General features: G+C 65.1%; 12 protein-coding genes and 2 tRNA genes. 8 read left to right on the top strand and 6 right to left on the bottom strand.

What is annotated here, in order from left to right; all coding sequences use genetic code 11:
• The coding region (locus VM054_03060) for a T9SS type A sorting domain-containing protein (protein HUT98032.1) at positions 1-732 on the top strand (732 nt) is incomplete at its 5' end.
• A 166-nt stretch (positions 733-898) separates the two neighbouring features.
• Here the strand turns inward: VM054_03060 and VM054_03055 are convergent.
• The 4 genes from VM054_03055 to VM054_03040 all read right to left on the bottom strand — a co-directional run bounded on the left by VM054_03055 (position 899) and on the right by VM054_03040 (position 3,803).
• Positions 899-1,942, bottom strand: a complete 1,044-nt coding sequence (locus VM054_03055; GenBank protein ID HUT98031.1) for a PQQ-binding-like beta-propeller repeat protein — start codon at positions 1,940-1,942, stop codon at positions 899-901.
• Between the two features lie 185 nt (positions 1,943-2,127).
• Positions 2,128-2,472: a hypothetical protein gene (locus tag VM054_03050; GenBank protein ID HUT98030.1), complete on the bottom strand. Its 345-nt coding sequence runs from the start codon at positions 2,470-2,472 to the stop codon at positions 2,128-2,130.
• A gap of 38 nt (positions 2,473-2,510) precedes the next feature.
• Positions 2,511-3,170, bottom strand: coding sequence for an endonuclease III domain-containing protein (locus tag VM054_03045; GenBank protein HUT98029.1), 660 nt, complete (start codon positions 3,168-3,170; stop codon positions 2,511-2,513).
• Positions 3,171-3,803, bottom strand: coding sequence for a sulfite exporter TauE/SafE family protein (locus VM054_03040; GenBank protein HUT98028.1), 633 nt, complete (start codon positions 3,801-3,803; stop codon positions 3,171-3,173). It abuts the gene before it with no gap.
• A 136-nt stretch (positions 3,804-3,939) separates the two neighbouring features.
• Between VM054_03040 and ispD the strand changes: the two genes are divergently transcribed.
• The 6 genes from ispD to VM054_03010 all read left to right on the top strand — a co-directional run bounded on the left by ispD (position 3,940) and on the right by VM054_03010 (position 8,251).
• A complete protein-coding gene (ispD, locus tag VM054_03035) occupies positions 3,940-4,632 on the top strand; it encodes a 2-C-methyl-D-erythritol 4-phosphate cytidylyltransferase (protein ID HUT98027.1) in 693 nt (230 codons plus the stop codon).
• Positions 4,632-5,633 (top strand): AmmeMemoRadiSam system radical SAM enzyme, encoded by a 1,002-nt coding sequence (gene amrS / locus VM054_03030; GenBank protein ID HUT98026.1) that lies wholly within the window; start codon positions 4,632-4,634, stop codon positions 5,631-5,633. Before ispD ends, amrS begins: the two co-directional genes overlap by 1 nt.
• A gap of 33 nt (positions 5,634-5,666) precedes the next feature.
• Positions 5,667-6,803, top strand: a complete 1,137-nt coding sequence (locus VM054_03025; GenBank protein ID HUT98025.1) for a D-alanine--D-alanine ligase family protein — start codon at positions 5,667-5,669, stop codon at positions 6,801-6,803.
• Positions 6,800-7,237, top strand: coding sequence for a cyclic nucleotide-binding domain-containing protein (locus tag VM054_03020; protein ID HUT98024.1), 438 nt, complete (start codon positions 6,800-6,802; stop codon positions 7,235-7,237). The genes VM054_03025 and VM054_03020 overlap by 4 nt, the downstream gene beginning before the upstream one ends.
• 83 nt (positions 7,238-7,320) lie before the next feature.
• A tRNA-Lys gene (locus tag VM054_03015) sits at positions 7,321-7,396 on the top strand.
• A gap of 780 nt (positions 7,397-8,176) precedes the next feature.
• Positions 8,177-8,251: transfer RNA gene (locus VM054_03010), tRNA-Glu, on the top strand.
• 47 nt (positions 8,252-8,298) lie between these two features.
• Here VM054_03010 and VM054_03005 read toward each other — a convergent pair.
• Together VM054_03005 and VM054_03000 are read right to left on the bottom strand one after the other, a co-directional pair.
• The gene (locus VM054_03005; GenBank protein ID HUT98023.1) at positions 8,299-8,904 is read right to left on the bottom strand and encodes a DNRLRE domain-containing protein; all 606 of its coding nucleotides are present in this window, start codon (positions 8,902-8,904) and stop codon (positions 8,299-8,301) included.
• A gap of 113 nt (positions 8,905-9,017) precedes the next feature.
• Positions 9,018-9,788, bottom strand: coding sequence for a FecR family protein (locus VM054_03000; GenBank protein HUT98022.1), 771 nt, complete (start codon positions 9,786-9,788; stop codon positions 9,018-9,020).
• Positions 9,789-9,980: 192 nt separating this feature from the next.
• Between VM054_03000 and VM054_02995 the strand changes: the two genes are divergently transcribed.
• Positions 9,981-11,390, top strand: a complete 1,410-nt coding sequence (locus VM054_02995; GenBank protein ID HUT98021.1) for an undecaprenyl-phosphate glucose phosphotransferase — start codon at positions 9,981-9,983, stop codon at positions 11,388-11,390.
• Positions 11,391-11,394: the final 4 nt, after the last annotated feature.

Here is an 11,394-nt window from a genome sequence, read left to right as displayed (position 1 = left end):
CTCTGGTGGAGCACCGACCCGGACTTCAACACATATAACGAAATCAAAGATTTACATGAATCGGAGTATACGATATCCGGCGGTATAGAGGACGGGGCGCGGGTCTACTGGCGGGTGAAATCGCTGGACGACGGGGGCGGGGAGTACTGGGCCGAGGAGCTGGACTGGTACTTCGACGTGGACCTGGGCGGCGGGGTGGACGTCGTTGACTTCGCCGCGGGCGCGACCGACGAGGGCTTTTTGGTCAACTGGCGCCTCTCGGGCGAGGAACCGGCCGGGGTGCGCGTCCTGCGGGGCGCCGACGGACCGGAGATGATTTCCGGCAATCTGCCCGGTGGTTCATCCAGATACCTCGACCGGGACGTGGAGCCCGGCGGGAGTTACGCCTACTGGCTGGAGGTCATTGACGCGGAAGGCGTGGTCAGCCGTTTCGGGCCGTCGGAGGCGGTCACTCTTCCCGTAGAAACGTTCGAGCTCGTCCTCTACGCCGCCTATCCGAGCCCGTCGCGGGACACCGTCAACTTCACCTACTCCCTGTCCGCCGACGGCCGCGTCGTCCTGTCGGTGTACGATTTATCGGGTCGGCGGATTGCGACGCTGATTGACTCGGAGCTAACCGCCGGTCGTCACGATATTTCCTGCGACGCCTCGGCGCTCCCACCGGGCGTTTATCTCGCCCGCCTGGCGACCGATTCCGGCTCCCTCACCCGGCGGGTGGTGATTGCGCGTTAAAAAACGCGGCGGCCCGCAGAGGGGCCGCCCTACGGGTAGATTCGCGGCGTTCGATGAATGTAGGGCGGGGATTCCTATCCCCGCCGTTTTTACGCTACCAACCTCGACCCTCACCCTGACCCTCTCCCTAGAAGGGAGAGGGGACACGAACCAACCCGCCGCGGAATCACGGCGCAACCGTCTCCCCGGCGGACGGCTCACCGCCCTCTCCCTCCTCCGGCACCGGAACGGCCTCCTCGACGGGAACCTCGGCTCCGACCGGGGCGGGGACGAGGAGCATCCCGACCCCGTCGGCGGTGGTGACCAAGAGGCCGCCGTCCGACGGGGTCAGCCCCTGCACCGGCTTCTCCGTCGCCCAGCGGTACACCTCCTCCCCCGAGGCCAGGTCCACCGCGATTAAATCCCCCTCGGCCTCGGCGATCCAGACCAGGTCGCCGGTAACCACGGGCGGCGCGAGGCAGATGGCCGCCGGTTCGAGAACCGGCCTCATCTCTCCGTCATCGTAGGCCACGGCGAGGGAGCGGTCGCGCCCCAGGAGCACCAGCCCCTCGGGGGTACAGGCCATCCCCGCGGGCGGCGCGGTCAGGGGCGTCGCGTAGAAGCGCGGCTCTTCCTCCCCCCGCGCGTACACGCCCAGCTCGCCATTGCGGTCCAGCCAGGCCAGGTCGTCTCCGGCGGTCACCACCGGCCCCGCCGCGGGCTCCCCGTCGAACCAGACCGTCTTTTCCCACGCGGGGCTCCAGGGACCCGTGCCCGCGAGCCCCTTCACCATGAGCACCGGCTCCGAGTCCCACAGAACCGGCGGTCCGGCCAGCGGGCGGCCCGGCAGCTCGTGGTCCTCGACCGGCTCGCCGTCGATGGCGCGGAAGCGGACGAGGTCGCGGCTCGAAAGGACCCAGACCCCCCCGTCGTCGGCGACTAGGGCCCGGGGCAGCTCGTCCGTGAGCTGTCGCCACCGGCGCGTCCCGTCGAGGAGATCGAGGCACCACACCTCCCCCAGGGGCAGGTCCAGCGCGAGGTAAACCGCGTCCCCGACGATTTCCGGCGCGGCGGCCGGGGTGGCCGGGAGCGTCCAGGACCAGAGCTGCTCGCCCGTCGCGGCGTCCAGCCCGAAGATTCCGTGCTGCAGGCCGGCGTACACCGCCACCCCATCCTGGACCGTCATCCCCCAGGGGCAGAGATCGCTCTCGAAGCGCCAGGCCTCGACCAGCGGCGTTTGGGTGGTCGTCTCGGCGCGGAACCTCCGCTCGAATCCGCCGCCGTAGCCCAGCCAGTGGCCCTGGTTCGAGGTGGGGGCCGCGCCGGTGAAGCTGTGCCCGCTGCACCCCGCGACGGCCAGGACGAGGAACGGCGTCAGGGTCTGAGTGAATATCTTTTTAATCTCAATTTCCTTTGTTAGTAGCCATATCCGTAAGCAGCTTGTATGAACGCCGGTATGTAACCTGCTGTAAACTCATAAGCGGCGTTTGGGCTTTTTGATCTGATAGTGTCCACAAGCTTATCAAGACGGCCTTCATCATTAAGCAACTCGACAGTGTACGTGGCAACATCCTCCATAGTCCAACCACGGTCTTCGATAAGTACGTTAAACCTAGACGAGTTACCACTTTCGACAGCTTCTACCCAAACATTCGCAAAGTTGGAATCGTTAAGCTGTTTATATCCAAACCACCACCAAGCAACTAGCCCAATCGCAATTAGGATGAAGAAAATAAGCAAGGCTTTATGTTCCTTTTTCATATATCTCCTTTTTTAATACTTGTCTATTCAGTACTTGTCTATGAACTGTACACCATTTTACCAACCAAGGGGCAGGGGTGGCAACGGGGGTTCCGCTTGCGGCAGTGCTCCTTGCCCAGGCGGACGAAGAGGGCGTGGAACTCGTTGTAGACGCCCGGGTCCCGGGGCAGGCGGGTCGTGAAGAGCGCCGCCAGCTCGTCGTAACCCGCGCGTTCGTCGCTCCAGCCGTGCCGATGCGCGACGCGCCGGGTGTAGGCGTCCACGACGAAGACCGGCCTCGAAAGGGCGTACAGAAGAATCGAGTCGGCCGTCTCGGGGCCGATTCCCCGGAGGGCCAGGAGCTCCCCCCGCAGGTCTTTAGTGGGAATCGCGTCGAAACGGGTGAAATCGCCGTCGCAGCGCCCGTCGAGCCAATCCAGGAGCAACTTGAGCCGTTCCGCCTTCTGGCGGAAGAACCCCGCCGGGCGGACGAGCCGCGCCAGTTTACCCTCCGAAAGCGCGCGGAGTTTGGCGAAATCCAGGTCCGTCGCCTCCCGAAGGGCCGCCAGCGCCCGTTCCACGTTCCCCCAGCTCGTGCTCTGGGTCAGCACCGCGCCCAGGCAGACCTCCAGCGGGGTCTCGCCGGGCCACCACCCCTGGGGACCGAAGCGGGCCAGGAGCGCGCGGTAGATTTCCCGAAAATCCGGGCCGCCGTCCATTTAAAAGTGCGTGCCGGTGGAGACGTGGACGATGCCGATTACCAGGAAGACCGCGCCGGCGAGCACCGCCGCCCAGCCCGCGAACTTCCTCAAATGCGCCGATCTGCTCAACGGACCTATGAACGTCAGCGGGATGAACCAGACCGAGGTCCCGAAGAAGAAGGCGGTGAAGAGCAGAAGCGATTGCACCAGGTCCCCCGATGCCACCCCGATGGTTATCATGGAAATGAAGGGCACGCAGATCGAGAGGCCCGAGGCGAGGCCGATGAGAAAGGCAGCCGGCGGCTTGCCCTCCCGCTCGGAGAGCTTCTTGCACAGCCCGGCCCTGGGGAAGCTCCGCCAGAGCCCGTAGGCCAGCATGAGGGCGCCGGCCAGGATCTCCGAGGCACCGGGGAGCCAGGGGACCTGACGCAGGTCGGGATGTAGGAGCTCCGCGATGAGACCCACGATGAGCCCCACCGTCAGGTAGCCCAAGAGCCGACCCAGGCTGAACTCTAGGAACAGCTTGAAGGAACCGGCGAGGCCCTTCCGGTCCTCGGCCAACAACAGAGGCACGTAGAGCGCCGAGATGGTGGCCAGGCAGGTCGGACCCATCGAGAGGCCCAAGAGAAGCGCCAGCCCTATGGTTTCCATGACGTGAATGTGCTCCGGGAGAGTAGGCGGGCGACGGGCGTCCGGGGGTTATTCTACCGCCGACGGACCGCCGGGGCAACCATGCTTGGCCGGAGGCCGGCGTTGTAGTAAAATCGAAGGGGAGGTTACCCCTGCGATGACGCTTTCGGTGGGTTTGATTCTGGCGGCGGGCGGCCTGGGCAAGCGCTTCGGCGGCCTGGAACCCAAGCAGTTCGCCGACCTGGGCGGTCAGACCGTCCTGCACCGGACCGCCGAGCGGTTCCTGGAACGGGCCGAGTTCAACCGCCTGGTGGTCACCGCGCCCCGGGGCTTCGAGGGTCGGACCGGCTTCGAGGTCGCCCGGCTCGGCGGGCAGTTCACCGTGGTCACCGGCGGCGAGGAGCGCTGGCAGTCGGTGCGCTACGCGCTGAAATCCCTGGGCAAGGTGGACCTGGTGATCGTGCACGACGCGGTGCGTCCCTTCGTCACGCGGAAGGTCCTCCAGGACATAACGGCGGCGGCGCTGGTGAACGGGGCGGCGGTGGCGGCCGTCCAGGCCACCGACACCGTCAAGCTCGCCACCCGCATGACCACGGTGAAGATGACCGTGGACCGTCGCCGGGTCTGGCTGGTTCAGACGCCCCAGTGCTTCCGCTACGGGCTCCTGCGACAGGTTTACGACCAGGACGACGAACGGCTCGCGGGGGCGACCGACGACGCCCAGCTCGTGGAGAACGCGGGACGGCCGGTGAAGCTAATCCCCGGCCACCGACAGCTTTTCAAAATCACCACACCCGAGGACCTGCGCTGGGCCGAGTTCCTCTTGAAGAACGACCTGGTGGTGGATTGATGGAACCCCCCGTCGCCCGGTACTGGGAGCCCGACACCGATGGCGCGGTCCGCTGCACGCTCTGCCCGCACCGCTGCCGCGTCGCGCCGGGGAAGAGGGGAATCTGCCGCCTGCGGGAGAACGTCTCCGGGGAGCTCATGGCCGCCGCCTACGGCCGCACCATCGCCCTCAATCTGGACCCCGTGGAGAAGAAGCCGCTCTACCACTTCTACCCGGGCTGGACCATCCTCTCCGTGGGGCCCAACGGCTGCAACCTTGCCTGCCGGTTCTGCCAGAATTACGCCTCGAGCCAATTGGAGGCGCCCACGAGCCACATCTCGCCGGAGGAGCTGGCGCGGATGGCCGACCGGCCTGGCTGTCGCGGCGTGGCCTTTACCTACACCGAGCCGCTGGTCTGGTTCGAGTACATTATGGACGCGGCCAGGGCCTGCAAGGCCCGCTGCCTCTCCACCGTCTGCGTCTCCAACGCCTACCTGGAGCCCGAGCCCTTCGACGAGCTCCTCGGGGTGATAGACGCCTTCAACTTCGACCTGAAGTCCATGGACCCGGCCTTCTACCGCGAGCTGTGCGGGGGCGAGCTGGAGCCGGTCCTGGCGATCATCGAGCGGGCGATGGACTCCCCGGCCCACGTGGAAATTACCAACCTCGTCGTCCCGGGCCGCAACGACTCCCCGGAGCTCCTGCGGGAGCTCGCCCGCTGGATCGCCCTGCGGAACCCGCGCACGCCGCTGCACTTCTCCCGCTACCACCCGGCGTGGAAGCTCAACGCACCGCCCACCCCGGAGAGCACACTGCAGCGCGCCTGGAGAATCGCCAAGGAGGCGGGGCTCGAGTACGTCTATCTGGGGAACGTGTCCGTCGAGGCCAAGTACGCCGACACCTGCTGCCCCAAGTGCGGGGCGGTCCTGGTCCGTCGCTCGGGCTACCGGGTGGAGGTGGCCGCCCTTTCGGCCGAGCGCTGCTCCGCCTGCGGCGCCGACGCCGACTTCGTGAACCTGTGACGAACCGGGGCTGACCCGCACAATCCGATGGATATGAAGAAAATCCGCATCGCCCTCGTCTTCGGCGGACGCTCGGGGGAGCACGAGGTCTCACTCACCTCCGCCCGCTCCTTCATCGAGGCCCTCGACCCCGACCGCTTCACCGTCATCCCCGTGGGGATCACCAGGGAGGGCCGCTGGCTCGCCGGACCGGGCATCCTGGAAAAGCTGGAGAGCCGGGTGGATTTCCTGCCCAGGCGCGGTAAGAACCCGAATACCGGGCTGACCCAGGCTACTCCTCTCCCCGAACCGATTGACGAAACCGCGGACCCGCCCGCCCCCTTCGCCGAGGCCGACGTCGTCTTCCCCCTCGTCCACGGCACATACGGGGAGGACGGCTGCCTCCAGGGGCTCTTCGAGCTGGCCGACCTGCCCTACGTGGGGGCGGGGGTGCTGGGCTCGGCCCTGGCCATGGACAAGCTCGCGGCGAAGGCAGTCCTGGTCGCCGCCGGTCTGCCCGTCGGCCCGCATCTCGGGCTCACCCGTGCGGAGCTGGAGGCGGACCCGACCGGGGTCGTGCGCAAAATCGAGACCGCTTTGAATTACCCCCTCTTCGTCAAGCCGGCCAACCTGGGCTCCTCGGTGGGCATCACCAAGGTCCACGGCCCGTCGGAGCTGGCGCAAGCCCTGGAGCTCGCCGCTTCCTACGACCGTCGCATCATCGTCGAGGGTGGGCTGGACGCCCGCGAGATAGAGTGCGCCGTCCTGGGCAACGACTCGCCCGAGGCCAGCGTCCCCGGCGAAATCCTCCCCGCCCGCGAGTTCTACGACTACGACGCCAAGTACGTGGAGGACTCGGAGCTTCTGATACCCGCCCCGCTCACCACCGACCAGACCGCCGAGGCCCGCCGCCTGGCCGTCACTTCCTTCAAGGCCCTCGACGTCTCCGGCATGGCCCGGGTGGACCTCTTCCTCGAACGCGCCACCGGGCGGTTCTACATCAACGAGGTCAACACCGTCCCCGGCTTCACCCCCATCAGCATGTACCCCAAGCTGTGGGTGGCGTCGGGGCTGAACTACAACGACCTGGTGTACCGGCTGGTGGAGCTGGCCCTGGAGCGCCACCGCGACCGCCGACGCACCCGACGGAGCTACGATTCCCCCAGGGCGAAGGGAAAGGGGAAGCCGTGAAACCGCACGAGTTGGCCCGGTCCAGCTTTTTCAAGGACCTCTCGCCGACCGAGCTGACCGATATCGCCGCCCTGATGACCAAGGACCACTTCCAGGCCGGAGAGACGATTTTCGAGCAGGGTACGCCTGGCGACTACTTCTTCTACATCGCCTCGGGCTCGGTGCGGGTCTGGCTCAAGCTCGAGGACGGCGGGGCCCGCGAGCTGGCCGAGCTCGGCCCGGGGCAGTTCTTCGGCGAGCTGGCCCTCCTGGACAAAGAGCCGAGGACCGCCGGTGTCGAGGCCGTCGGAAACTGCGAGGTCTGGAAGCTCGAGCGCGACGAGTTCCTCAACCTCCTGCGCGGGAACGCCCAGATGGCGGTCAAGCTGCTCCAAGTCGTCGGCGCCCGCCTCCGCCGCGCCGATGAGGTCATCCAGATGCTCTCGGCGAGATGACCCGCCCGGTCCCCTTGAAAAACGGCCGGAACGCCCCCCATCTTGACCTTTCACCCGTGACGTGCTATTTTTCCACCGCTCGCGAGGCGCTAGCTCAGTCGGTAGAGCAACGGCCTTTTAAGCCGTGGGTCCTGGGTTCGATCCCCAGGCGCCTCACCACCAGCCAGCGCGGGGCGCTGGACCCCTGTTCCGCGGGGAGAGGTTCCTGTAATTCGCAAGCAAGCGCCGCGAGCGGAGCCGTTTTTAATTCCCCAGGCGCCTCACCACCAGCGCAGCGCGCTGGACCGCTGTCCCGCGGAGAGAGGTTCGGGTAATTTCAGAGCAACCGCCGCGAGCGATGCCTCTACTATTTTCCCAGGCGCCTCACCACCAGCCAGCGCAGGGCGCTGGACCCCTGTTCCGCGGGGAGAGGTTCCTGTAATTCGCAAGCAACCGCCGCGAGCGGAGCCGTTTTTAATTCCCCAGGCGCCTCACCACCAGCGCAGCGCGCTGGACCCCTGTTCCGCGGAGAGCGTCACCGTAATTCGCAAGCAACCGCCGCGAGCGGAGCCGTTTTTCAATTCGCCGATTAAAGGCGCCGGACCCCGGTTCCGTCAATGCTTGCGATGATGTAGGGGCGGGTCTTTAGACCCGCCCGCCGGAATTGATAAAAGCCCCGCACGCGGCGGTGAGTTATAAATAACGATTGATGTCCCCCGCGATACTGCCCCCCTAAGGGGGGTTGGGGGGTGAGGGCGCTGGAATTAAGCAATGTCCTCGTACGCGGTGGTGATTATCACATTAGAATAAACTCCCCCCGCGATACTGCCCCCCCAAGATGGGGGGGATGGGGGGAAAGGGTGTTGAACTAAAACAAGGCCCCGCACGCGGCGGTGAATTATAAATAACGATTGATGCCCCCCGCGAGATTGCCCCCCTAAAGGGGGGTTGGGGGGTGAAGGCCCCATCGTCTAGTGGTAAGGACACCGCCCTTTCACGGCGGTAACACGAGTTCGATCCTCGTTGGGGTCACCAGAAAAGAAGGGAGAGCCGAGCGGCCCTCCCTTTTTTGCGTGCGGTCGTTACCAATCGTTCGCCTTGATGACCCCCCAGGAAACAGATTCGACGGGCCATGGATCCGGATATAACCAGAGCAAAGGTTCAGAAGAGGTCTCGCGACTCTTAAAGAAAATGTTAGGCCAGGACATATCCGGGTCTGCAATCATAATCATCCCGTAATTGTTGAACGGCTCCTCCTGAAACCATTCCGTAAGAACGGACCCATCCAATGTCAATTCTATCCAATATCCATAATAATAGACCCAATCCTGAAACAGCATCTTTTCAGTGTCATATGTCGGTTGATCGTTCCACGTGACCGACAGTTCATCCCAATCCTCACTGAGCAGATAGATTCCGATTATTCCAGGCGAATGATACGTGTCAACGTTCAACTCGAGCACACCCTCCATTACCTCATCGTCGCCGTGTGGATCGGGGAGATCGAAGTGGATGAAGGAGCGATACTCCGTATGTTCGTCGTACCGAACAGCGATTTCATCAAGAGAACCGAAATTTTCATCAGGTGATTGGTTGATAACATGTGCGTCGGCGTCGGCCTGCCACGCGGTTGGATTCGCCTGAACCGCAACCGCGAGCACGACGAGCAATGCAAGCGTCCGTTTCATGATTCCCTCCTGGTTCCCAGCTACAAATATACGCCTTTTATCGAGCCTGTCAAGGTGAATAAAAAACCGGGGGAGCGGCCCCCGGTCATTCAACGAAAAACGTCAGTCTGGTACTACCGGCCCGCGTCGCGCTCCTGGTTCCACAGGACCCAGTCGGTCTGCTCGAGGGGGTCCGTGGCTGCGAAGGCGCCCCTCTGGACGACCTTGCCGTCGGGGCCGACGATTATCTGCTGCATGCCGGTGATGAGCTTGAGCCGCCACTCCTCCTCGGAAACCTCGTGGGGACCGGCGACCTCGTGGGGTCCGACCACCTCGTAGCGCTCATCGCCCCCGCCGCCCACGCTCTCGGTTTCCCAGAACCCGGGGCCGAGGATGGCCATCATGGGGTCCCAGAGCTCCACGGCGCCCGAGTACACCCGGAGCATGGTGGTGCCGTCTTCGGAGACGTTGACGCGATAGGTGGTGCCGCGGCAGGCGGTGCCCATGATGTCCGAGGTGATGACGAAGGAGTCGTCTTCGCCCAGGCCCTGCACGGCGGCCCAGATGTCGCCCTCCTCCACCTGGAACAGGGTGTCGTTGTAGCCCTCGCGGCTCTCCTCGAAGAGCTTGACCACGTCAATGGTCGTGCGCGGGGCCAGGCGGACGATGCTGGATTCGTTCAGGGTGAGCTCGGCGCGGGACTCCACGTAGGTCCGGACCTGGTAGCCCTTGGAGACCCTGGAGTTCAGCAGGGCCTGCTCCCACTCCTCGAGCTCGGCCTGCTTCTTGACGACGTCGCCGTCCACGTAGGTGAAGACCGCGTCGGCCTCGGCGTCCTGGGCGTAGAGGACGCCCGCGGCGATGATGAAGGTGACGAATCCCACGAGACTCATCCAGCGGCGCATGGGAACCTCCCGGTCGGGTTCGAGGCGCGCGGGGCCTTGAAATCCGGGTTCGAGCATCTAATTGAAAGTTAGGTAAGTATAGCGCAAATCGGCCCCCGTTTCCAGGGGTGTCGGCGCCGGACGGGGTCGAGGTTGCCAAGGGGGGGCGCCTGTGATACCCTTTTTCGGCGCGAATCTCCGCCGGAGGCCCGTTTGCTCCACCGCCACGACCGCGTCACCGCCGCCTTACTGGTCGCCGGCGACCTCGTCCTCTCCTTCGCCGCCGTGGCGCTGGCGTACCAGCTCCGCTTCGGCTGGAAGGTCGGGGGCGCCGTCCTCGGCCTCCCGGCCGACATCCCCAGCTTCTTCGCCTACCTCCCCTTCGCGTTGACGGTGGTCGTATCCACGGTGGCGGTTTTCGCAGCCAGCGGCCTGTACACCCGCCGCCGCCTCCACGGCCGATACGGCGAGTTCTTCGCCATCGTCCGCAACGTCACCCTGGTCCTCTTCATCGCCTACGGGGTGAAGTTCATCATCCAGACCGAGTCGCTTTCGCGGTGGCTGATGACCTTCTTCTGGGCGATAGACATCGTGCTGGTCGGCATCTTCCGGAGCGTCGTCCGGCGGGTGGGGGAGCGCGTCCGCCGGCGCGGGGTGGACCTCCGCCGTGTGCTCGTCGTGGGCGCAGGACCCCTGGGGCAGAAGGTGGCCGAGAAGCTGAAGGGCCACTCCGAGTACGGCTACGAGCTGGCGGGCTTTCTGGGCGAGCCCGGGGAGCCCGTGTCGAACCGTCTGGGCGACTATGACGACCTGGCTAAAATTCTCATCGAGGTGCGCCCCGACGAGGTCTTCATCGCCGTCCCCGTCGCCGACCGGCACCGGCTGTTCGAGTTCTTCGACGTCTGCGAGCGCGAGGGGATTAACGCCTCGGTTGTGCCGGACCTGATGGAGGTTTTAATCGGGCGCTCCATCAACCGGGCCCAGATCGAGGACATGGACGGCATCCCCCTCATCGGCGTGCGGCAGGTGCCGCTTCTGTCACTGTGGAGCCGGATTCTGAAGCGGGCCTTCGATTTGGTCTTCTCCGTCCTCTTCGTGCTCGCGTTCTCGTGGCTCTACCTTCTGACGGCCCTGTTGGTCCTGGTGTCGAGCCGGGGGCCGGTGATTTTCCGGCAGCGCCGGGTGGGGCTGAACCTCTCCGAGTTCACCTTCCTGAAGTTCCGCACCATGTACGTGCAGAGCGAGCGGGAGTCGGACACGGTCTGGACGGAGAGGAACGACCCGCGGGTCACCCCCATCGGCCGCTTCCTGCGCCGGTTCTCGCTGGACGAGCTGCCCCAGTTCTTCAACGTCATCCGGGGCGATATGTCCATCGTCGGCCCGCGGGCCGAGCGGCCGCACTTCGTCGAGGAGTTCAAGGGGAAGGTGCCGCGCTTCCTGGTCCGGCACCAGGTCAAGTCGGGCATCACCGGCTGGGCGCAGATAAACGGCCGCTACGAGACCTCAATCGAGGATAAGGTCGAGTACGACATCTACTACCTCGAGAACTGGTCGCCGGCTTTCGATATGCGGATAATCCTGGAGACCCTCTGGCGCGTGATTACGGGTCGGGGGGCGTACTGAGCGA

Source organism: bacterium, from assembly GCA_035528375.1.
GTDB lineage: Bacteria > RBG-13-66-14 > RBG-13-66-14 > RBG-13-66-14 > RBG-13-66-14 > RBG-13-66-14.
This window is presented reverse-complemented; position numbering and strand designations above follow the sequence as displayed.